The following is a 22,520-nucleotide window of genomic DNA, read 5'->3' as shown; positions in this document are numbered from 1 at the left end:
TCGGGTCCTGTTTGCGTTTTGATGGGACCAGATTACCGACGATCGCTGAATTGAAACTTAATACAACAAAAAGCCCGGCACTTGGCCGGGCTTCTCGCGTTGCACACCGATTACTGGTGGTACTGCGCCGACAGCTCATGCACGGCGTTGATGAACACGCCGGCGTGCTCAGGGTCAACCTCGGGGGTAATGCCATGCCCCAGGTTGAACACATGGCCACTGCCCTTGCCATAGCTGGCGAGGATGCGCGCCACTTCCTTGCGGATCGCCTCGGGCTTGGCATACAGCACGGTCGGGTCCATGTTGCCCTGCAGCGCCACCTTGTCGCCGACGCGGCGACGGGCGTCGCCGATCTCGCAGGTCCAGTCCAGGCCCAGGGCGTCGGCACCGGCATCAGCAATGCTTTCCAGCCACATACCGCCGTTCTTGGTGAACAGGATCACCGGTATCTTGCGCCCTTCGTGCTCGCGGATCAGGCCGCTGACGATCTTGCGCATGTAGGCCAGGGAGAACTCCTGGTAGGCCGCCGCCGACAGGTTACCGCCCCAGGTGTCGAAGATCTGCACCGCCTGGGCGCCGGCGAGGATCTGGCCATTGAGGTAGCTGGTGACCGACTGGGCCAGCTTGTCCAGCAGCAGGTGCAGGGCTTCGGGGTTGTCGTAGGCCATGGCCTTGGTCTTGCGGAAGTCCTTCGACGAGCCGCCTTCGACCATGTAGGTGGCCAGGGTCCATGGGCTGCCGGAGAAGCCGATCAGCGGCACGCGGCCGTTGAGCTCGCGGCGGATGGTGCTGACCGCGTCCATCACATAGCCCAGGTCCTTCTGCGGATCGGGGATCGGCAGCGCCTCGATGTCCGCCAGGGTGCTGATGACTTTCTTGAAACGCGGGCCTTCGCCGGTCTCGAAGTACAGGCCCTGGCCCATGGCGTCGGGGATGGTGAGGATGTCCGAGAAGAGGATCGCCGCGTCCAGCGGGTAGCGGTCCAGCGGCTGCAGGGTGACCTCGCAGGCGAACTGCGGGTTCATGCACAGGCTCATGAAGTCACCGGCCTTGGCGCGGCTGGCACGGTACTCCGGCAGGTAGCGGCCGGCCTGGCGCATCATCCACACCGGGGTGACGTCTACGGGTTGCTTGAGCAGTGCACGCAGGAAACGATCGTTCTTCAGGGCAGTCATGTCGGCATCCGGAAAAAAAGTGCGGGCATTTTCTCAGACGCGGGCACAAAAGGCACGGCCATGGCCATGCGTTTTGTCTATTGGGTGCCTTGGATCAAGCGTTTTTGTATACAAAAAATGAACCTGGGGCTGCTTCGCAGCCCTTTCGCGGCACAAGGCCGCTCCTACAGGTGAATGCGATCCTCTGCAGGAGCGGCCTTGTGCCGCGAAAGGGCCGCAAAGCGGCCACGACAATCGATCAGACTTCGAGGTAGTCCAGGATCCCCTCAGCGGCCGTGCGGCCCTCGAAAATGGCCGTTACCACCAGATCCGACCCCCGCACCATGTCACCACCGGCAAACACTTTCGGGTTGCTGGTCTGGTGCTTGAACTTGCCCTTCTCCGGCGCCACCACGCGGCCCTGGCTGTCCAGCTGGATGCCATGCTGCTCGAACCACGGCGCCGGGCTCGGGCGGAAGCCGAAGGCGATCACCACGGCATCGGCCGGCAGGATCTCCTCGGAGCCCGGGATCGGCTCGGGGCTGCGGCGGCCACGGGCATCCGGCTCGCCGAGACGGGTCTCGACCACCTTCACGCCTTCGACCTTGTCCTCGCCGACGATGGCGATGGGCTGGCGGTTGTAGAGGAACTTCACGCCCTCTTCCTTGGCGTTCTTCACCTCTTTGCGCGAACCCGGCATGTTGGCTTCGTCACGGCGATAGGCGCAGGTCACGGCCTTGGCGCCCTGGCGGATCGAGGTGCGGTTGCAGTCCATCGCGGTATCGCCACCGCCCAGGACCACGACCTTCTTGCCCTGCATGTCGATGAAGTCTTCCGGCGACTTCTCGAAACCGAGGTTGCGGTTGACGTTGGCGATCAGGAAGTCCAGCGCGTCATGCACGCCCGGCAGGTCCTCGCCCGGGAAGCCGCCCTTCATGTAGGTGTAGGTGCCCATGCCCATGAACACCGCATCGTACTCGGCGAGCAGCTGCTCCATGCTGATGTCCTTGCCCACCTCGGTGTTCAGGCGGAACTCGATGCCCATGCCGGTGAAGACTTCGCGGCGATTGCTCAACACGGTCTTTTCCAGCTTGAACTCGGGGATGCCGAAGGTCAGCAGGCCGCCGATCTCGGGGTTCTTGTCGAACACCACCGGGGTCACGCCCGCGCGCACCAGCACGTCGGCGCAGCCCAGGCCAGCAGGGCCGGCACCGATGATGGCGACGCGCTTGCCGGTGGGCTTGACCTTGGACATGTCCGGGCGCCAGCCCATGGCGAAGGCGGTGTCGGTGATGTACTTCTCCACCGAGCCGATGGTCACCGCGCCGAAGCCGTCGTTCAGGGTGCAGGCCCCTTCGCACAGACGGTCCTGCGGGCACACGCGGCCGCACACTTCCGGCAGGGTGTTGGTCTGGTGCGAGAGTTCAGCCGCGGCCAGGATGTTGCCTTCGGAGACCAACTTCAACCAGTTGGGGATGAAGTTGTGCACCGGGCACTTCCATTCGCAATACGGGTTGCCGCAGCCCAGGCAGCGGTGCGCCTGCTCCACGGACTGCTGCGGCTTGAAGGGTTCGTAGATCTCGACGAACTCCTTCTTGCGCTGGCGCAGCAGTTTTTTCTTCGGGTCCTTGCGGCCCACTTCGATGAACTGGAAGTCGTTGCTCAGACGTTCAGCCATTTTTCAAACCTCTTTACCGCAGTTGCCGGCCTTGGGCCGCAAGCTGCAAGACAATCACTTGAGCAGGACGGGCCCCGCGCACGGGGCCGTCACTTGCAGCTGTTCTTACTGCGGGTTGGCACGGGTACTGGACAGCAGTTGTTTGAGATTGGCCGCCTTCGGCTTGACCAGCCAGAAGCGCCGCACGTAGTCGTCCAGGTTCTCGGAGAGCTCACGCCCCCACTCGCTGCCGGTTTCCTCCACGTACTCGCCCAGGACCCGCGCCAGATGGCTGCGGTAGGCCTCCATCGCCTCACCACTGATACGCTGGATTTCCACCAGTTCGTGGTTGAGCTTGTCGACGAAGCTATTGTCCATGTCGAGCACGTAGGCGAAGCCGCCCGTCATGCCAGAACCGAAGTTGTAACCGGTCTTGCCCAGGACGCAGACAAAGCCGCCGGTCATGTATTCACAGCAGTGATCGCCGGTGCCCTCTACAACAGCGTGGGCGCCGGAGTTACGCACAGCGAAGCGCTCGCCCGCGGTGCCGGCGGCGAACAGCTTGCCGCCGGTGGCACCGTACAGGCAGGTGTTGCCGACAATGGCGCTGTGCTGGGTTTCGAATGGGCTGCCGGCAGGCGGCACGATGGTCAGCTTGCCACCGGTCATGCCCTTGCCGACGTAGTCGTTGGCATCGCCTTCCAGGTGCAGGTTCAGGCCACCGGCGTTCCACACGCCGAAGCTCTGGCCCGCGGTGCCCTTGAAGCGGAAGGTGATCGGCGCTGCAGCCATGCCCTGGTTGCCGTGCAGCCTGGCGATTTCGCCGGAGATGCGCGCACCGATGGAGCGGTCGCAGTTGCAGATGTCGAGGCTGAACTCGCCACCGGCCTGATCGCGGATCGCCGGCAAGGCCATGGCGACCATCTTCTCGGCCAGTTCGCCCTGGTCGAACGGCGGGTTCTTGTCGACTTCGCAGAACTGCGGCTTGTCGGCCGGGATGTGCGAGCTGCCCAGCAGCGGCGACAGGTCAAGGTGATGCTGGCGCTCGGTGTCGCCCGGCAGCACGTCGAGCAGGTCGGTGCGACCGATCAGCTCGCCCAGGCTGCGCACGCCGAGCTTGGCCAGCCACTCGCGAGTCTCTTCGGCGACGAAGGTGAAGAAGTTGATCACCATGTCGACGGTGCCGATGTAGTGATCCTTGCGCAGCTTGTCATTCTGCGTGGCGACGCCCGTGGCGCAGTTGTTCAGGTGGCAGATGCGCAGGTACTTGCAGCCCAGGGCGATCATCGGCGCGGTGCCGAAGCCGAAGCTCTCGGCGCCGAGGATGGCGGCCTTGATCACGTCCAGGCCGGTTTTCAGGCCACCGTCGGTCTGTACCCGCACCTTGCCGCGCAGGTCATTGCCACGCAGGGTCTGATGGGTTTCGGCCAGGCCCAGTTCCCACGGGGCGCCGGCGTATTTGATCGAGGTCAGCGGCGAAGCACCGGTACCACCGTCATAACCCGAGATGGTGATCAGGTCGGCATAGGCCTTGGCCACGCCGGCGGCGATGGTGCCGACGCCAGCTTCGGCGACCAGCTTGACCGAGACCAGCGCCTGCGGGTTGACCTGCTTGAGGTCGAAGATCAGCTGGGACAGGTCTTCGATCGAGTAGATGTCGTGGTGCGGCGGTGGCGAGATCAGAGTCACGCCTGGTACGGCGTAGCGCAGCTTGGCGATCAGGCCGTTGACCTTGCCGCCTGGCAGCTGGCCACCCTCGCCGGGCTTGGCGCCCTGGGCGACCTTGATCTGCAGCACTTCGGCGTTGACCAGGTACTCCGGCGTCACACCGAATCGGCCGGTGGCCACTTGCTTGATCTTCGAGCTCTTGATGGTGCCGTAGCGGGCCGGGTCTTCGCCGCCCTCGCCAGAGTTGGAGCGCGCGCCCAGACGGTTCATCGCCTCGGCCAGGGCCTCGTGTGCCTCCGGCGACAGGGCACCGAGCGAGATACCGGCAGAGTCGAAGCGTTTGAGGATCGCCTCCAGCGGCTCGATCTGGTCCAGTGCCAACGGCTGGTCGGCCACCTTGACCTTGAGCAGGTCGCGGATCATCGACACCGGGCGCTGGTCGACCAGCGTGGTGTATTCCTTGAACTTGGCATAGTCGCCCTGCTGCACGGCGGCCTGCAGGGTGTTCACCACGTCGGGGTTGTAGGCGTGGTATTCGCCACCATGGACGAACTTCAGCAGGCCGCCCTGCTGGATCGGCTTGCGTGCGCTCCAGGCTTCGGCGGCCAGCAGTTTCTGGTCGCTTTCCAGGTCGGCGAAACGGGCACCCTTGATACGGCTCGGCACGCCGCGGAAGCTCAGGCCGACCACTTCCTCGGACAGGCCGATCGCTTCGAACAACTGCGCGCCACGGTACGAGGCGATGGTGGAGATACCCATCTTCGACAGGATCTTCAGCAGGCCCTTGGAGATACCCTTGCGGTAGTACTTGAAGACTTCGTCCAGGTCGCCCAGTACTTCGCCGGTGCGGATCAGGTCGGCCAGCACTTCATAGGCAAGGTACGGATAGACGGCCGAGGCGCCGAAGCCCAGCAGCACGGCGAAGTGGTGCGGGTCTCGGGCGGTGGCGGTCTCGACCAGGATGTTGCTGTCGCAGCGCAGGCCCTGCTCGGTCAGGCGGTGGTGCACCGCACCGACCGCCAGCGAGGCATGCACCGGCAGCTTGCCTGGGGCGATGTAGCGGTCGCTCAGCACCAGCTGGGTCTTGCCGCCGCGCACGGCTTCCTCGGCCTGGTCGGCGATGTTGCGAATCGCCGCTTCCAGGCCGACGCTCTCTTCATAGTTGAGGTCGATCAGCTGGCGGTCGAAACCTTCGCGTTCCAGGTTCATCAGCGAACGCCACTTGGCGGGCGAGATGACCGGCGAGCTGAGGATCACCCGCGAGGCGTGCTCGGGGGACTCCTGGAAGATGTTGCGCTCGGCGCCCAGGCAGATTTCCAGGGACATGACGATCGCTTCGCGCAGCGGGTCGATCGGCGGGTTGGTCACCTGGGCGAATTGTTGGCGGAAGAAGTCGTACGGCGAGCGCACGCGCTGCGACAGCACGGCCATCGGCGTGTCGTCGCCCATCGAGCCGACCGCTTCCTGGCCTTGTTCGCCGAGCGGGCGCAGCACCTGGTCACGCTCCTCGAAGGTGACCTGGAACATCTTCATGTACTGCTTGAGTTGGTCGGCGTCGTAGCTGGCCACGCCCTGGTCGTCGCTCAGGGTCGCCTGGATGCGTGTGGCGTGCTGGCGCAGCCAGCGCTTGTACGGGTGGCGCGACTTCAGGCGGTTGTCGATGGCGTCGGTGTCGAGGATCTGCCCGGTCTCGGTGTCCACGGCGAGAATCTGGCCTGGGCCGACACGGCCCTTGGCCAGGACTTCCTCGGGCTGGTAGCCCCACACGCCGATTTCCGAGGCGATGGTGATGTAGCCATTGGTGGTGGTCACCCAGCGCGCCGGGCGCAGGCCGTTACGGTCGAGCAGGCACACCGCGTGGCGGCCTTCGGTCATGACGATGCCGGCCGGGCCGTCCCACGGCTCCATGTGCATGGAGTTGTATTCGTAGAAGGCGCGCAGGTCGGCGTCCATGGTCTCGACGTTCTGCCAGGCCGGTGGTACCAGCATGCGCACGCCGCGGAACAGGTCGATGCCGCCGGTGACCATCAGCTCCAGCATGTTGTCCATGCTCGAGGAGTCGGAACCGACACGGTTGACCAGCGGGCCAAGCTCTTCGAGATCGGGGATCAGGTCGTTGGCGAACTTGGTGCGTCGGGCCATGGCCCAGTTGCGGTTGCCGGTGATGGTGTTGATCTCGCCGTTGTGGGCGAGGAAGCGGAAGGGCTGGGCCAGCGGCCACTTCGGCAGGGTGTTGGTAGAGAAGCGCTGGTGGAACACGCAGATCGCGGTCTGCAGGCGCTCATCGCCCAGGTCCGGATAGAACGCCGCGAGATCGCGCGGCATCATCAGGCCTTTGTAGATGATGGTCTTGTGCGAGAAGCTGCAGATGTAGTGGTCGGTGTCGTGGGCGTTGGCCACGGACGAACGGCGACGGGCACTGAACAGCTTGATGGCGAATTCCTGGTCACTCAGGCCTTCGCCGCCGATGAACACCTGCTCGATCTGCGGCAGGCGCTCCAGGGCCAGGCGGCCGAGGACGCGGGTGTCGATCGGCACCTTGCGCCAGCCGACCAGCTTGAGGCCGGCGTTGACGATCTCGCGGTCCATGTTGGCGCGGGCGGCCTGGGCTTTGACCGGGTCCTGGTTGAAGAACACCATGCCGACGGCGTACTGCCTGGGCAGCTCGACGGCGAAGTGCTCCTGGGCCACGGCACGCAGGAATTGATCGGGCTTCTGCATGAGCAGACCGCAACCGTCACCGGTCTTGCCGTCGGCGTTGATGCCGCCGCGGTGGGTCATGCAGGTCAGCGCCTGCATGGCGGTTTGCAGAAGGTGGTGACTCGGCTGCCCCGTCATATGGGCGATCAGGCCGAAACCACAGTTGTCCTTGAATTCTTCGGGATGGTACAGACCTGTTTTCATAGACACTTTCTCACCAGGTTCACCTCTCAACCGGAGGCAAATCTCTTTTTTAACAACCACTTACCATCCACGCCGATCAAACGCCAGCTTTTTTGCGGTGGTCATGGAAAACCATTGTTGCACAGCGACAGCGATGCCCACAAATTTTCATGTCTCACCATTGAAAATTTATGTCGCAATTTTGAATGTTTTTGCGCCATGCGCCGTGATAGCGGCTAGGCTGGAGTCTGAAGCGTTTCAGCCATGACTGCAACACAGGGCTTGTGGCCGGCAGTCTGGGACAGAAAAGCCTGCCGCGCTCGGGCGCAGCAGGCTGATCGAAAGCTAGAAGTCGCTCAGCAACTGGGCGGCGGGGTGGTGCCGCCCGGAAGGTATCAGCGGGCCGTGGCCAGCTCTTGTTGGACGCTGCCGACGGTACGTGGCCAAGGTTTACCAGCCTGGACCTTGGCTGGCAAGTTCTTGATTGCCGCAGCGGCGGCGTCGCGGCTGGCGAAGTTGCCGTAGGTGACGACAAACAGCGGCTTGCCCTGCAGGTTTTTCTTGAAGTAGCGATAGTCGCCACCCTGCGCCTTGACGAACGACTGGGCCGACGCCTCGGAGCTGGTGCCGAAGATCTGCACCACGTAATTGCCCGGTTTCTGGCCGGCATACCAGCTGCTGTTACCGGCGCCGCCCGCGGCTGGTTTCTCGACAGGTTTAGCGGCGGGCTTGGCGCTGGCGACCTGGGTCGGAGCCGGAGTCGGCTTTGCAGGTGCAACCGGTTTTGCCGGCTGGGTTGCGACAGGCTTCGACGCAGGCGCAACCGGCTGAACCGGAGCGGTGGTCACCGGCTGGGCAGGGGCCGGTGCCGGGCTGGCGGTGGCACCTTGTGGCGGCGCGATGGTGGTCACGGTCGGCGGCACGGCGGCCGACGGCGCGGCAGGCTGCAGGGCGGTATCGCCCGCTGGCCCACCCTCTTCGCCTTCGCCCATGCCGGCGGCCTGGGCCAGCGGCTCACGCATCACCGGCTGCGACTGGCCGACCAGCGGCAGCGGCATTGGCTGCGAGGAACCGGAGAACTCGATGGCGGGCGCGCCGCCGTTCGCACCCTGTCCGAGCGGCAGCTGGGCCTGGGCGGCCGGTGCCTCGGTCGGGGCCTTGTCACCCTTCTTGGGCATCAGGACCGCCGCGCCAACGGCGACCACGACCACAGCGGACAACGCGAGCACGTGTTTCTTAGGCATTTTGAACCCCATGGATGGTCGCTTGACCGTGGTACGGCTGGCGATCATGGCTTCGATCAAGGTATCGCGGGCAACCTGGTTGATGTTCCCAGGCCAACCGTCGGAGTTTTCGTGGATGTCGACGATCTGCTCGGCGCTGAACACCTCGATGCCCCGGCCGGCGCCCTCCAGGCGCTGCTCCAGGTACTCGCGGGTCTCTTCCTCGCTGTACGGGGCCAACTCGATGACATGGAAGCGCTCGCCATCGGTATTGAGTTCTTCCAGCCCGGCAATCAGCGAAGGCTCGCCGAACAGGAACACATGCGGGCGCCCTTCGGCCACGCCTGCCGCCAACTCCAGCAACGCTTGGAGTGCCGACTCGTCGAGTTGTTCCGCATCGTCCACCAGCAGATAGACTTCCTGGCCGGTCAGCGCCAGCTGCACTACCTGCGACAGGATCGCCTGCACCTCCGGTTGCGCCACGTTCAGCGACTGCGCCACCTGGCCCAGCACGCTGGCTGCGTCACTGGCGCCACGGGCGGACACCACCACGCTCTGCACCGACTGCTTGTTGGTGCTGGCCACCAGGGCCTGGCGCAGCAGGGTCTTGCCGCTGCCCACCGGGCCGCTGACCACCAGCATCAGCTGGCTGTAGCGCGCCAGGTGGTGCAGCTGGCCGAGCACGGGTTTGCGCTGGGCGGGGAAGAACTTGAAGCCGGGCACTCGCGGTGCGAACGGATCGTGGCTCAACTGGTAATGGTCGAGGAACGCCTCATCGGCATGCAGACTGGTCATTGCGTTGTCACAACCTCAAAGCTGGGCCACGATCGCGCGGTAATCCGCCGCCAGGGTGGCCTGTAGAATCTCTGTCGAATAGTCGTCGGTGACGACGGCCTCGCCCAGCTGGCGCAACAGCACCAGGCGCAGGCGCCCGTCGAGCACTTTCTTGTCGACCGCCATGTGCTCCATGAAATGCGCCGGGGTCATTTCCTGTGGTGGCACCACCGGCAATCCTGCGTCCTGCAGCAGGCGAATTCCGCGATCACGCGCCGGCTGGTCGATCCAGCCCAGGCGCATGGACATTTCCAGGGCCATGACCGTACCCGCCGCCACGGCTTCGCCGTGCAGCCAGACGCCATAGCCCATGTGTGTTTCGATGGCATGGCCGAAGGTATGGCCAAGGTTGAGCGTGGCACGCACGCCCGATTCGCGCTCGTCGGCGCCGACCACGGCGGCCTTGGCCGCGCAGGAGCGGCGGATGGCCTCGGTCAGGGCGACGCAATCCAGGGCGCGCAGCGCCTGCATATTGTCTTCGAGCCAGGCGAGGAACGGCTTGTCGCAGATCAGGCCGTACTTGATGACTTCGGCCAGGCCCGCGGACAGCTCGCGTCCGGGCAGGGTCTTCAGGCTGGTGGTGTCGATCAGCACCGCGTTGGGCTGATAGAAGGCACCCACCATGTTCTTGCCCAGCGGGTGGTTGATGCCGGTCTTGCCGCCCACCGACGAGTCCACCTGGGACAGCAGCGTGGTCGGCACCTGGATGAAGTCGACGCCGCGCTGGTAGCAGGCCGCGGCAAAGCCGGCCATGTCGCCGATCACGCCGCCCCCCAGGGCGACCACGGTGGTGCGACGGTCATGGCGGGCGGTGAGCAGCGCATCGAAGATCAGCTGCAGGGTTTCCCAGTTCTTGTGGGCCTCGCCGTCCGGCAACACCACGGGCAGCACCGAGTAGGCACCCAGGGTCTTGCTCAGGCGTTCGAGGTACAGCGGCGCGACGGTCTCGTTGGAGACGATGGCGACCTGCCGTCCGGCAATGTGCGGCGCCAGCAGCTCGGGCTGGTCCAGCAGGCCTTCGCCAATGTAGATCGGGTAGCTACGTTCGCCCAGGTCGACCTTTAGTGTCTGCATGTATCCCCACAATGTGCTTGGACGCGCGGCGGTGCGGCCCCGCGCGGTGACGTTCAACCCCGTCTCGGCGTTGGTCGCCGAGGATAGACCCCGCTCAGCGGGGCGGCAACTTCTGCAGGCGCTCGAGAATGTCGAGCACCACCATGCGTGGTGGCCGTTCGTCGGTTTCCACCACCAGGTCAGCGATTTCGCGATAAAGCGGGTCGCGTGTCTCCAGCAGGGCGCGCAACGTGGCTTCCGGGTTGGCGGTGCGCAACAGCGGCCGGTTGCGATCACGTGAGGTACGCCCCACCTGCTGCTCCACCGAGGCGTGCAGGTAGACCACCCGCCCGCCGGCACGCAGCGCCGCACGGTTGGCGTCGCGCATCACCGCGCCGCCGCCGGTGGCCAGGACCACGCCATCGAGCGCGCTGAGCTCGGCGATCATCGCCTGCTCGCGGTCACGAAAGCCCGGTTCGCCTTCCTTGTCGAAGATCCACGGGATGTTGGCGCCGGTTCGCAGTTCGATTTCCTTGTCGGAATCCTTGAACAGCAGGCGCAGCTCTTTGGCCAACAGGCGCCCGATGGTGCTTTTACCAGCGCCCATGGGCCCCACAAGTATCAAATTTCGCACAGAATCAACGACTCACAGCAATCGCCTGGTCACTCATGATACGCGGAGTCAGGAAGACCAGCAGCTCGGATTTTTTCTCTTGTAATGCATCGCGTCGAAACAGCCGTCCAACATACGGCAGATCGCCGAAAAATGGCACCTTGTCGACCACTTTGTTCTGCGACGTCGAGTACACGCCACCAATCACAATGGTCTGCCCATCGGTTACCCGCACCTTGGCGTTGACCTCGTTCTTGCGAATCGGCGGCACATCGTTGAGGGCATTGATGAAGTCCGGCTCGTCCTTGGTCACCCGCACCGCCATGATCACCTTGCCGTCCGGCGTGATCTGCGGGGTCACCTCCAGCGACAGGGACGCCTCGCGGAAGGAAACCGACGTGGCGCCGCTGCGGGTGGTTTCCTGGTAGGGCACTTCGGTGCCCTTGAGGATGCGCGCGGTTTCCTTGTCGGCCGTGACCACCTTGGGCTGGGAGATGATCTCGCCATTGCCGCTTTTTTCCATGGCGCTGAGCTCCAGGTCGAGCAGGATATCGCTGCGCAGCAGCCCCACCCCGAGCCCGGCACCGGCCCGCTCGACCCCGAGGTCGACGAACAGGTTGCTGCCCAGCCGGCGCTCCGCGCCATACAGCGGTCCACCCCAGCGCACGCCCAAGGCCTTATCGTAATCGACATTGGCCTCGACGATCCGTGCCTCGATCATGACCTGGCGCACCGGCACATCCAGCTGTGTGACCAGCCTGCGCAGTTCGGCGAGCCGGGCGGCAGGCTGGGTGGCGACCAGTGTATTGGTGCGTGCATCCACACTGAGGCTGCCACGCCCGGCCAGGGCACCGTCGTCAGCCAGGCTCGCCAGCAACAGCTCCGCCAGCTCGCCGGCCTTGGCATGGAACACAGGGATCAATTCACGCTGCAGGGGCTCCAGCAATACCTCCTGACGCATGCCCTGGGCTTGCCCGGCGAGTTCGGCCAGGGGAGCGACCAGCAGCACATTCCCCTCCTGGCGCCTGCCCAGCCCCTTGCTGCGCAACACCAGGTCAAGCGCCTGGCCCCAGGGCACATCCTCCAGACGCAGGCTTATCCGCCCCTGCACCGAATCGCCGGCCACCAGGTTGATGCCCGCGTGGTCGGCCATGACCTGGAGCACCGAACGCAGTTCGACATCCTGGAAGTTGAGCGACATCGGCTCACCCTGAAACGTCTCGGCCTGCGCCATCTGCAGCCCCAGCATCAATAGCGCGCCGCTCCACCCTCTCGTCGGTCTCATCCCTGACCTCTCCTTGCACATGCTTTCCAAGAACCAGATACCTGGGGCGCGCCTGCCAGCGCCCATCGATGTAGAACCGCTCGTGGACCTCCACCCGGTCGAATTCGATGGCTACCACGACACCCCCTTCGAGCCCCAACCGCTCGCCCTGCGCAATCCGATACAGGCGACCTCCCGAGCGCAGCAAGGCCTGTCGCCACCCTGCCCGCGATAGGCTGCCGACCATCTCCAGCCGTGCCAAAGGAACATGCGCCAGGTCACCGCCCTCTCTGGGAGGCGACCAGGCCCGGAACGGATCGAATGCCGTCTTCTTCGACAAGATTGCCTGGGCCGGCTCATCCGCCAATGACGCCGGGACCGGCAGCTCTTCTCCGGGGTGGTAGGCATGTAGTCGTAGCTGAGCATCAACTCGCCCAATCCCCTCATCCTTCAGGGCCAGCCTGAGCCGCTCCACGCTCAACAGACGCAATTGCCGCAGCCATTGCTCCAGCCACAGGCGCAGCGCCGGATACTGTCCCGACACCGCGATTTCCAGCGGTTGCACCCGATACACTGAAGCCTGCTGTGCCTCCTTCACTTCGACTCGCTCGAATACCAGGCCATGCTCATGCCCCGATAACGCCAGCTGATCGAGCAGCTCGCTCATGCCCTCTCCCGCGGCCAGCCGCCATCGTGCCGCCTGCAAAAGCACCCGTGCGTGCTCGAGCGCCTGCTGCTCGACACCCAGTTCGACGAGGCGCGCCCCGCGCTCCTCCAGTTCGTCCTGTAGCTGGAGCTGCAGTCGGACAGACTCGACATGCCCCTGAACCGGATCACGCAGACGAACCAGGTAGCCCACGCCAGTAACCATGAGCACGAGCGACAGGCACACCATGGCCCTCACCACTCCCGACCGGCCAGCCAACGCCTGCCAGTCAAGGGGCCAGAGGCGGTTCACGACTCGCCCGCCAGCAATCGCGCCGCCAGCAGGAACTCGTCCCCCTGGACATGGCGCCTGAGGTGAACGAGCTCGAGGTTCCGCACCATGCCCACTTGCTCCAGATCGCGCATGAACCGGGCGACCACCGACGCGGAGGCCGCCAGGCCGCCCAGGCGCAGGCGCCCCGCCTCAACATCCACTTCCGTCAAGCGAGCGCCTTCTGGCAGGGCCTGCTCAAGGGCGAGGAACAGGCCGGGCATCTGCGATCGCCCGGCGTCCAGTGCGGACACTGCGGCATGCTCGGCCTGCAACGCCGCCCGCCTGCCGCGCAGCTGATCGACCTGCCTCAAGGTGGCATCGAGCCGCTCAAGCTCCGCCTGATGCGAGGCGACGACCAGTGATTGCCTGGCCAGACGCGACCGCGCCATCTGATCGAGCCATATGACCCCGCACAGTGCCACTACCAGGGCGACAACCAGCATGATCTGAAATCGTCGCACAACCCTGGCCCTACGCTGCTCGCGCCAAGGCATCAGGTTCAGTCTCGCCATCATGCCCGGCCTCCCATGGCCAGCCCGCAGGCCAGGACCATCGAAGCTGCGCGCAGGCCATCCCTCTCCAGCAGGCCGGCCAGAGGGAGTGGGCAACCCACCTGGCATTTCACACCCAAGTGCTCTCGCAAATACGCCGCCCGGTCCTCATCAGCAGCGCAGCCGAACAGGACAACTTCCTCTACGGGCGCCCGTTCACCCAACCGCCAGAGATCATCGACAGCCTCACTCCATTGCGCCGGCGAGCCCAGGGCGAGCCGCTGTCGTTGCGGCGCGGGGCTGCCGTGCCAGCGGTGCATGACCACTTCGCCCGGCTCCAATTGCAGCAGTACCGCTCCACGAGCCGGCACCTCAGGCAGCAATGCTCGCCGTAGCGCGAAGCTGTCTACCTCCACGGCCTCAAGCTGCAATCCGGCCCTGGCGAACACCCGCTCCAGCGGATCGAGCTGGCTTTGCCGGCAGGCCACTACCAGTACCTCGAACTGTCCGGGATCGTCAGCGCATGCACCCTGCACCCAGAAGTCCAGGGCGAGATCCTCCAGCGGAAAAGGGAACAGCTGTTCGGCCTGAACCAGCACGGCGGCCTCGACATCAAGGTCGGTCAGCCCGGCAGCTACCCGGCACACCTTGCAGATCACCTGGGAGGCGGGCAATGCCAGGGCGATCCGGAACTGCCTCGTCCGACATTGATCATGGGCCCGCCGCAATCCCATGACCAACCGCTCTGCCTCGTCGGATGCGGCGCTGTCAGGCAGCGCAGGCTCGAAGCGCTCCTGCGCCCAGCCCTGCACACGCCAACCGCCGCGCTGGCGGTGCAGATGCAGCATTCGTATGGAGTCGGAGGCAATTTCCACCCCCAGCAGCGAACCGGTGTCCCTACCAAAGCGTCCAAGCATGGCTGTTTCTTCCTGGTCATCGGCAGCCCGCGCCGTTGCGGCGCGAGCGCTCGTCCCGCGTCCCGGGCGGTCACCCGGCGGGACGAAAAATGCTTATAATGGCCAGCGTTTTTCTGTCCGCCGGCCCCGCGCGCAATCCACTCCTCAACCTGGACACCCAAAAGCCTTGATACGTCTGCTGAAGTTCTTCTGGTGGTCTCTCGTCGCCGTCATCTGCGCGCTCGTGCTCGGTGTGAGCGGTGCGTTTCTGTATCTTAGCCCCAGCCTGCCCTCGGTCGACTCGCTCAGAAGCGTCCAGTTGCAAATCCCCCTGAGGGTGTACAGCAGCGACGGCAAGCTGATTGCCGAGTTCGGCGAAATGCGGCGCTCGCCGATCAAGTTCCAGGAAATTCCCCCACAGTTCATCCAGGCGCTTCTGTCCGCCGAAGACGACAATTTCCTCAACCATTACGGGGTCGATCCGAGCAGCCTGATGCGCGCGGCATCGCAGTTGCTCAAGTCCGGGCATATCCAGACCGGCGGCAGCACCATCACCATGCAGGTGGCGAAGAACTTCTTCCTCAGCAGCGAGCGCAGCTTCTCGCGCAAGACCAACGAGATCCTGCTGGCCCTGCAGATCGAACGCGAGCTGACCAAGGACGAGATCCTCGAGCTCTACGTCAACAAGATCTACCTCGGCAACCGCGCCTATGGCATCGATGCCGCAGCGCAGGTGTACTACGGCAAGTCGATCCGCGACGTGAGCCTGGCGCAGATGGCGATGATCGCCGGCCTGCCCAAGGCGCCATCGCGCTTCAACCCGCTGGCCAACCCGGTACGCGCCAAGGAGCGCCGCGACTGGATCCTCGGGCGCATGTACAAGCTCGGCAAGATCGACGAAGCCAGCTACCAGGCGGCCCTGGCCGAACCGCTGAACGCCAGCTACCACGTGCCGACTCCGGAGGTGAACGCCCCCTACGTCGCCGAGATGGCCCGCGCCGAGATGGTCGGCCGCTACGGCAGCGACGCCTATACCGAAGGCTTCCGCGTCACCACCACGGTCCCGAGCGACATGCAGCAGATGGCCAACAGCGCGGTGCTCAACGGCCTCAGCGAGTACGACGAGCGCCACGGTTACCGCGGCCCCGAGGCACGCTTCCCGGGCAAGACGCGCGCGGCCTGGTTGCAGGAGCTGGGCAAGCAGCGCACCCTCGGCGGCCTGGAGCCGGCCATCGTCACCCAGGTCGAGAAGACCGGCCTGAAGGTGATGAGTCGCGGCGGCCTGGAAGAGAATGTGGCCTGGGACACCATGAAATGGGCGCGCCCGTACCTCAACAGCAACTCGCAGGGGCGCTCGCCGCAGTCGCCGGCCGACGTGGCTCAGGTCGGCGACCTGGTACGCCTGCAGCGCCTGGAGGATGGCAAGCTCAAGTTCAGCCAGGTGCCCGGCGCCCAGAGTGCCCTGGTCACCCTCGACCCGTACAACGGCGCCATCCGCGCCCTGGTCGGTGGTTTCTCCTTCGAACAGAGCAACTACAACCGCGCCATGCAGGCCAAGCGCCAGCCGGGTTCGAGCTTCAAGCCCTTCGTCTACAGCGCCGCGCTGGACAACGGCTACACCGCCGCCAGCCTGGTCAACGACGCGCCGATCGTGTTCGTCGACGAGTACCTGGACAAGGTCTGGCGCCCAAAGAACGACACCAATACCTTCCTTGGCCCGATCCGCATGCGCGAGGCGCTGTACAAGTCGCGCAACCTGGTCTCGATCCGCCTGCTGCAGGCCATGGGCGTGGACCGCACCATCGACTACATCGCCAAGTTCGGTTTCAACAAGCAGGACCTGCCGCGCAACCTGTCGCTGGCACTGGGCACCGCGACCCTGACGCCGATGGAGATCGCCACCGGCTGGAGCACCTTCGCCAACGGCGGCTACAAGATCAGCCCCTACCTGATCGAGCGCGTCGAAAGCCGCAACGGCGAAACCCTGTTCACCGCCAACCCGGCACGGGTGCCCCAGGGCAGCCAGGACCAGGCCGGCCTCGCCGCCCCCGAGCAGGCGATCAGCGTCGCGCCGATGCCGGGCGAAGCACCGTCGACCCTTGGCCAGGTCGCCCCGGCACCACAGGTACCCGCCGTGGCCGAGCAGATCATCGACGGCCGCACCTCGTACATTCTCACCAGCATGCTGCAGGATGTGATCAAGCGCGGCACCGGCCGTCGCGCCCTGGCCCTCGGCCGTGCGGACCTGGCGGGCAAGACCGGTACCACCAACGAGTCCAAGGACGCCTGGTTCTCCGGCTACAACGCCGACTACGTCACCACCGTCTGGGTCGGCTTCGACCAGCCGGAAACCCTGGGCCGACGCGAGTACGGCGGCACCGTGGCGCTGCCGATCTGGATGAGCTTCATGGGTGCGGCGCTGAAGGACAAGCCTGAGCACGCCCCGGCCGAACCTGAAGGCATTCTCAGCCTGCGCGTCGACCCGGTCAGCGGCCGCGCCGCCACGCCGGGCACGCCGAATGCCTACTTCGAACTGTTCAAGGCCGAGGACTCGCCACCGTCCGTGGACGAGCTGGGCAATGGCGCGGCACCTGGCAGCCCGCTGCCGGCGGACGAAGCGGCGCCGATGGACCTGTTCTGACCAGGTAAACGACAAACCTCAAAGGCAACTTCGATCCTGTGGGAGCGGGTTTACCCGCGAAGGCTTCAGCGAAGCCAACGATGCTTTCGCGGGTAAACCCGCTCCCACAATGGCTTCGGTGAATCCAAAAGCAAACAAAAAGCCCCGACTCTCACGAGCCGGGGCTTTTTCATGACGCTACGACCGGATCAGCCGTTGAACACGTCATCCACGCTTTTCAGCGGGTAGTGCTTCGGATACGGCAGGGTAGCCACGCCGGATTCGATGGCGGCCTTGGCCACGGCATCGGAAACCACGGTGATCAGGCGAGCATCCAGCGGCTTCGGAATGATGTACTCACGACCGAACTCCAGGGCCTGCACGCCGTAGGCGTCGCAGACTTCCTTCGGTACCGGCAGTTTGGCCAGGTCCTTCAGGGCGACGGCGGCGGCAATTTTCATTTCTTCGTTGATGCGCTTGGCGCGAACGTCCAGGGCACCGCGGAAGATGAACGGGAAGCCCAGTACGTTGTTGACCTGGTTCGGGTAGTCGGAACGACCGGTGGCCATGATCACGTCGCTGCGGGTGGCGTGAGCCAGTTCCGGGGCAATTTCCGGGTCCGGGTTCGAGCAGGCGAACACGATCGGGTTGGCGGCCATCGACTTCAGGCCTTCGGCGCTCAGCAGGTTCGGACCGGACAGACCGACGAACACATCAGCGCCATCCAGGGCATCGGCCAGGGTGCGCTTGTCGGTGGCGTGGGCGAACTGGGCCTTGTACTGGTTCAGGTCGTCGCGGCCAGCGTGGATCACGCCGCTGCGGTCGATCATGAAGATGTTCTCGACCTTGGCACCCATGCTCACCAGCAGCTTCATGCAGGAGATGGCGGCGGCGCCGGCGCCCAGGCAGACGATCTTCGCCTCCTCGAGCTTCTTGCCGGCGATTTCCAGGGCGTTGATCATGCCCGCGGCGGTAACGATGGCGGTACCGTGCTGGTCATCGTGGAACACGGGAATGTCGCACTGCTCGATCAGGGTGCGCTCGATCTCGAAGCACTCAGGTGCCTTGATGTCTTCCAGGTTGATGCCGCCGAAGGTGATGGAGATGCGGCGAACGGTGTCGATGAAGGCCTGTGGGCTCTCCGACTCGACTTCGATATCGAACACGTCGATACCGGCGAAACGTTTGAACAGAACACCTTTGCCTTCCATCACCGGCTTGGAGGCCAGCGGGCCGAGGTCGCCCAGACCGAGGATGGCGGTGCCATCGGAGATCACCGCAACCAGGTTGCCCTTGCCGGTGTACTTGTAGGCCAGCTCCGGATCACGGCCGATCTCGCGCACGGGTTCGGCGACGCCTGGGCTGTAGGCCAGGGCGAGGTCACGGGCGGTGGCGGTGGGCTTGGAGAGCTCGACGCTCAGTTTCCCCGGACGGGGCTGGGCGTGGTATTCGAGAGCGGCGGTTTTCAGGTCTGACATGATGGGCATTCCGCTGTTTACTGTTCTGACGGACCGCCGAGGATACGCAAAGAGCCGGGGGGCGACAAGACTGCCCGGTCACTATGTGTCAAGGCCTTTGGCCTACGACTTTACGCTATAACCCACGGGGCTTACGGAAGCCAGTGTGTACAATCCAGCATAAGAATGTCTACAACTATTTAGCCTGGAACAGTCGCCAGCATGCTCGGATCGGTCAATGGCAACAGCCAGCGTCGCTGCCCAGGCTTGAGCCCGCCCTTGCGGGATCGATCCAGCACCCAGCCACGCGCCTCGACCTGGCGTCCCTTGAGGTTAGCGAAGAAGCTGGCGGGAAAGCGCTGCTGCAGACGAGCGGGGATCTGCAGCACTACCGCATCGTCGAGCTCCAGCCAGATACCGCCGCGGTTGCGCTCGATACCCTTGATCTGGCCGCCGATCACGGCAAAACCGGACTGCCTGACATCCCCCGCACGTACAACCGGCGACTGTCGCCACAACCCGGTTCCGGCGTTGCGCGCCTGCTGCTCGGCCTGTTGCTGACAGGCCGACAAGGCCACGTTGGGGGCGATGGCAACCCGGTAGCCGAGGCCTTCGCTGAGCAGTTGTGCTTCGAGATTGTCGCCAGTACGGCTATAAATGTGCGCCAGGGTACGACCGTACTTGTCCCTGGGCTCTTCGCCCGGGACCAGGCCGACGCGGCCATCGCTGGCCTCGACCAGCGCCTGCAGACGCCGCTTCGCTGCCTCGGCGTAGGGCTCGCTGGTGCGGCCCTTGCGACCGATCTCGGGCGCATTGATGCCGATCAACCGCACATTGCGCCCGTCACTCAGGCGCAGGGTATCGCCATCGACCACCTGGCGCACCGTCACCTGCTGCGGCTGCTCGGACAACGGACAGAACGCCAGGGCCGGAAAATGCCAGATCGCGCCCACAAAAAAGGCGCCCACAAGGGGCGCCTTCTTTTGCAGCAACGCGAACCTCGAAAGATTCGCCATGCGCATGATTACTTCTTGGCACCGAACATGCCGAAGCGATCGGCGAACTTCTGTACGCGACCACCGGTGTCCAGGACTTTCTGCTTACCGGTGTAGAACGGGTGGCACAGGTTGCAAACGTCGATCGCCAGGACGCTGCCCAGGGTCGAACGGGTTTCAAACTTGTTGCCGCAGCTGCAGGTGACTGCAACTACTTCGTAGTTCGGATGAATATCTGCTTTCATGGTCACTTCCTCGAGCTGCGTGCCGCCACCCAACACCTATTGTTGAATACCGCACGTAATTAGGCGGCGAATAATACCAGAGCGCGGCTGCAGCGCAAGTTGTCGCTTGCACCGACCGTCGTCTGCTAGGCTCGTCTGCTTTGTGAAACGCCCTCCAGAGACTTTCCGCGTGTCCGACGTCATCCTGCGCCTTGCCCTGCCCTCGCCCCTGCGTCGCCTGTTCGACTACCGGGCGCCCGCGAGCATGGCCCGCCAGGCGTTGACTCCAGGCATGCGCATCCGCGTGCCGTTCGGTCGCCGCGAGATGATCGGCGTGCTGGTGGAGGTCGCCACGCACAGCGAAGTCCCCGCCGACAAGCTCAAGCCGGCCAGCGCCCTGCTCGACCCGGTTTCGCCCGTGCCGCCTGCGCTGTTCAAGCTGTGCCTGTGGACAGCCCAGTACTACCAGCACAGCCTGGGCGACACCTTGAGCTGGGCCCTGCCGACCCTGCTGCGCCAGGGCGAACTGGCCGAGGCGCGCCAGGAGCGCTTCTGGCACGTCGCCCCCGGCGCACGCCTGGAGGACCCGCGCATCGCCCGCGCCCCGCGCCAGCGCGATGCCCTCAAGACCCTGTCGCAGCACCCTCACGGCGTGGCCCACAGCCTGTTGAGCAAGCTCGGCCTGAACAAGGACAGCCTCGACCTGCTGCTGGCCAAGGAACTGGTGACCGTCGAGATCCGCCGTCACCTGCCCGCCGCACGCCACGAGCACTGGCTGGCCCAGCCGGAGCTGCCGCTCAACGAGGAGCAGCGCGCGGCGTTCGAGGCGGTGCGCGCAGGCTTCGGCGCCTTCCACGCCTACCTGCTGGCCGGCGTTACCGGCAGCGGCAAGACCGAGGTCTACCTGCAGCTGATCCGCGAAACCCTCGAAGCCGGCAAGCAGGCGCTGATCCTGATCCCCGAGATCAATCTCGGCCCGCAGACCCTGCAACGCTTCGAGCAGCGCTTCAACGCCCGCATCGCCCTACTGCACTCGGCGGTGGGCGACCGCGAGCGCCTGGACGCCTGGCTGGCGGCCCGCGACGGCGACGCCGACATCATCATCGGCACCCGCTCGGCGCTGTTCACGCCAATGGAGAACCCGGGCCTGATCATCATCGACGAGGAGCACGACGGCTCCTATAAACAGCAGGAAGGCCTGCGCTACCACGCCCGCGACCTGGCCGTGGTCCGCGCCCATCAGGAGAACATCCCGATCCTGCTGGGCTCGGCCACACCGTCACTGGAAAGCCTGCACAACGCCCATAGTGGCCGCTACGGCCTGCTGCGCATGAACCAGCGCGCCGGCGGTGCCAAGGCACCACGCTTCCTGCGCCTGGATGTGCGCAGCCTGCCGCTGGACAGCGGCATCAGCGGCCCGCTGCAACAGGCTATCCGCCAGACCCTGGAGGCTGGGCAGCAGGTGCTGGTGTTCCTCAACCGCCGCGGCTTCGCCCCGACGCTGCTGTGCCATGACTGCGGCTGGCTGTCCGAATGCCCGCGCTGCGATGCGCGCATGACCGTGCACCAACGCTCTGCCGTGCTGCGCTGCCACCATTGCGGCTACGACGAACGCCTGCCGTTGCAGTGCCCACAGTGCGCCCACGTCGACCTGCGCCCGGTGGGGGCCGGTACCGAGCGTGCCGAAGAGCGGCTCAAGGTGCTGTTCCCCGACTACCCGATCCTGCGCGTGGACCGCGACAGCACCTCGCGCAAGGACGCCATGCACAACCTGTTCGCCACCATCCAGCGCGGCCAGCCGAGCATCCTGGTGGGCACCCAGATGCTAGCCAAGGGGCACCACTTCCCCCGCGTCACCCTGGTGGCGATTCTCGATGCCGACGGCGGACTGTTCTCCGGCGACTTCCGCGCCAGCGAGCGCATGGCCCAGCTGATCGTCCAGGTCGCCGGTCGCGCCGGACGCGCCGAGGAACCGGGCAAGGTCATCGTGCAGACCCACCTGGCCGACCATCCGCTGCTGGTGCAATTGACCGAGCAGGGCTACTTCGCCTTCGCCGAGCAGGCCCTGAGCGAACGTCGCGCCGCCGGCCTGCCGCCGTTCGCCCACCTGGCCCTGCTGCGTGCGGATGCGCACAAGCCGGGCCAGGCCGAGAGCTTCCTCGACGAAGCCTGCGCCGCCGCCGAGCGGGTCATGGCCGAACAGGGCCTGCACGGCATCGAGCTGCTGGGGCCGGTCCCGGCGCCCATGGAACGACGGGCGGGCCGCTTCCGCGCGCAACTATTGCTCCAGGCCAATGCCCGGGCTCAGTTGCATCGACTGATCAGTGCCTGGTTGCTAGTGTTGGAGCAGATGCCATCGGGGCGGCAGGTGCGCTGGTCGCTGGATGTCGATCCGGTGGACCTGTACTGAGAGATTGAACGGTCCGTGGGGGGGGGGGGGGGGGGGGGGGGCGGGGGGGGCGGGGGGGGGGCGGGGGGGGGGGGGGGCGGGCGCCCCCCGCGATGAGCC

General features: G+C 65.2%; 15 protein-coding genes. 2 read left to right on the top strand and 13 right to left on the bottom strand.

Going from position 1 to position 22,520, the window contains the following annotated elements; genetic code table 11:
* Positions 1-110: 110 nt before the first annotated feature.
* From hemE to pilM, 10 genes are all read right to left on the bottom strand, one after another.
* Entirely contained in the window at positions 111-1,175 is a 1,065-nt protein-coding gene (hemE, locus tag POF53_RS10865) for a uroporphyrinogen decarboxylase (RefSeq protein WP_110735319.1), read from the bottom strand.
* Between the two features lie 238 nt (positions 1,176-1,413).
* Positions 1,414-2,832: an FAD-dependent oxidoreductase gene (locus POF53_RS10860; RefSeq protein WP_232854914.1), complete on the bottom strand. Its 1,419-nt coding sequence runs from the start codon at positions 2,830-2,832 to the stop codon at positions 1,414-1,416.
* A 105-nt stretch (positions 2,833-2,937) separates the two neighbouring features.
* Positions 2,938-7,383, bottom strand: coding sequence for a glutamate synthase large subunit (gltB, locus tag POF53_RS10855; RefSeq protein WP_475860469.1), 4,446 nt, complete (start codon positions 7,381-7,383; stop codon positions 2,938-2,940).
* A 374-nt stretch (positions 7,384-7,757) separates the two neighbouring features.
* Positions 7,758-9,380: an AAA family ATPase gene (locus tag POF53_RS10850; RefSeq protein ID WP_232854912.1), complete on the bottom strand. Its 1,623-nt coding sequence runs from the start codon at positions 9,378-9,380 to the stop codon at positions 7,758-7,760.
* Between the two features lie 15 nt (positions 9,381-9,395).
* Positions 9,396-10,493: a 3-dehydroquinate synthase gene (aroB, locus tag POF53_RS10845; RefSeq protein ID WP_203648491.1), complete on the bottom strand. Its 1,098-nt coding sequence runs from the start codon at positions 10,491-10,493 to the stop codon at positions 9,396-9,398.
* Positions 10,494-10,587: 94 nt separating this feature from the next.
* On the bottom strand, positions 10,588-11,079 hold the full coding sequence (gene aroK / locus POF53_RS10840; RefSeq protein ID WP_189656848.1) for a shikimate kinase AroK: 492 nt from the start codon (positions 11,077-11,079) through the stop codon (positions 10,588-10,590).
* 31 nt (positions 11,080-11,110) lie between these two features.
* Complete coding sequence (locus tag POF53_RS10835) at positions 11,111-12,370, bottom strand: type IV pilus secretin PilQ (protein ID WP_498967661.1); 1,260 nt, start codon at positions 12,368-12,370, stop codon at positions 11,111-11,113.
* Positions 12,291-13,307 carry a pilus assembly protein PilP gene (locus tag POF53_RS10830; RefSeq protein ID WP_498967659.1) on the bottom strand — a complete coding sequence of 339 codons (1,017 nt, stop codon included), beginning with the start codon at positions 13,305-13,307 and terminating at the stop codon, positions 12,291-12,293. Before POF53_RS10830 ends, POF53_RS10835 begins: the two co-directional genes overlap by 80 nt.
* A complete protein-coding gene (locus tag POF53_RS10825; protein WP_498967657.1) occupies positions 13,304-13,771 on the bottom strand; it encodes a PilN domain-containing protein in 468 nt (155 codons plus the stop codon). Before POF53_RS10825 ends, POF53_RS10830 begins: the two co-directional genes overlap by 4 nt.
* A 68-nt stretch (positions 13,772-13,839) precedes the next feature.
* Positions 13,840-14,736, bottom strand: coding sequence for a type IV pilus biogenesis protein PilM (gene pilM / locus POF53_RS10820; RefSeq protein ID WP_498967655.1), 897 nt, complete (start codon positions 14,734-14,736; stop codon positions 13,840-13,842).
* Between the two features lie 298 nt (positions 14,737-15,034).
* Here pilM and POF53_RS10815 point away from each other — a divergent pair, with 298 nt between their 5' ends.
* Positions 15,035-17,356, top strand: a complete 2,322-nt coding sequence (locus tag POF53_RS10815; protein ID WP_498967653.1) for a penicillin-binding protein 1A — start codon at positions 15,035-15,037, stop codon at positions 17,354-17,356.
* Positions 17,357-17,544: 188 nt separating this feature from the next.
* On the opposite strand, the gene POF53_RS10810 is transcribed toward POF53_RS10815, so the two are convergent.
* The 3 genes from POF53_RS10810 to rpmE all read right to left on the bottom strand — a co-directional run bounded on the left by POF53_RS10810 (position 17,545) and on the right by rpmE (position 20,032).
* Positions 17,545-18,813, bottom strand: coding sequence for a malic enzyme-like NAD(P)-binding protein (locus tag POF53_RS10810; protein WP_234561580.1), 1,269 nt, complete (start codon positions 18,811-18,813; stop codon positions 17,545-17,547).
* 179 nt (positions 18,814-18,992) lie between these two features.
* Entirely contained in the window at positions 18,993-19,760 is a 768-nt protein-coding gene (locus POF53_RS10805) for a thermonuclease family protein (protein WP_498967651.1), read from the bottom strand.
* 56 nt (positions 19,761-19,816) lie between these two features.
* Positions 19,817-20,032, bottom strand: a complete 216-nt coding sequence (gene rpmE / locus POF53_RS10800; RefSeq protein WP_110735343.1) for a 50S ribosomal protein L31 — start codon at positions 20,030-20,032, stop codon at positions 19,817-19,819.
* Positions 20,033-20,201: 169 nt separating this feature from the next.
* On the opposite strand from rpmE, the gene POF53_RS10795 reads away from it, so the two are divergent.
* Positions 20,202-22,421, top strand: coding sequence for a primosomal protein N' (locus POF53_RS10795; protein ID WP_498967649.1), 2,220 nt, complete (start codon positions 20,202-20,204; stop codon positions 22,419-22,421).
* Positions 22,422-22,520: the final 99 nt, after the last annotated feature.

The organism is Mitsuaria sp. RG, assembly GCF_028369275.1.
Lineage (GTDB): Bacteria > Pseudomonadota > Gammaproteobacteria > Pseudomonadales > Pseudomonadaceae > Aquipseudomonas > Aquipseudomonas peradeniyensis.
Note: the sequence above shows the minus strand (reverse complement) of the source record. Positions and strands in the feature narration are given on the sequence as shown.

Bases quoted from the DNA above. Each gene is read 5' to 3' on its own strand.
- POF53_RS10810 (WP_234561580.1), bottom strand. From the start codon at position 18,813: ATGTCAGACCTGAAAACCGCCGCTCTCGAATACCACGCCCAGCCCCGT.
- pilM (WP_498967655.1), bottom strand. From the start codon at position 14,736: ATGCTTGGACGCTTTGGTAGGGACACCGGTTCGCTGCTGGGGGTGGAA.
- gltB (WP_475860469.1), bottom strand. From the start codon at position 7,383: ATGAAAACAGGTCTGTACCATCCCGAAGAATTCAAGGACAACTGTGGT.
- POF53_RS10850 (WP_232854912.1), bottom strand. From the start codon at position 9,380: ATGACCAGTCTGCATGCCGATGAGGCGTTCCTCGACCATTACCAGTTG.
- aroK (WP_189656848.1), bottom strand. From the start codon at position 11,079: ATGGGCGCTGGTAAAAGCACCATCGGGCGCCTGTTGGCCAAAGAGCTG.
- POF53_RS10825 (WP_498967657.1), bottom strand. From the start codon at position 13,771: ATGCTGGTTGTCGCCCTGGTAGTGGCACTGTGCGGGGTCATATGGCTC.
- POF53_RS10860 (WP_232854914.1), bottom strand. From the start codon at position 2,832: ATGGCTGAACGTCTGAGCAACGACTTCCAGTTCATCGAAGTGGGCCGC.
- rpmE (WP_110735343.1), bottom strand. From the start codon at position 20,032: ATGAAAGCAGATATTCATCCGAACTACGAAGTAGTTGCAGTCACCTGC.
- aroB (WP_203648491.1), bottom strand. From the start codon at position 10,493: ATGCAGACACTAAAGGTCGACCTGGGCGAACGTAGCTACCCGATCTAC.
- hemE (WP_110735319.1), bottom strand. From the start codon at position 1,175: ATGACTGCCCTGAAGAACGATCGTTTCCTGCGTGCACTGCTCAAGCAA.
- POF53_RS10835 (WP_498967661.1), bottom strand. From the start codon at position 12,370: ATGAGACCGACGAGAGGGTGGAGCGGCGCGCTATTGATGCTGGGGCTG.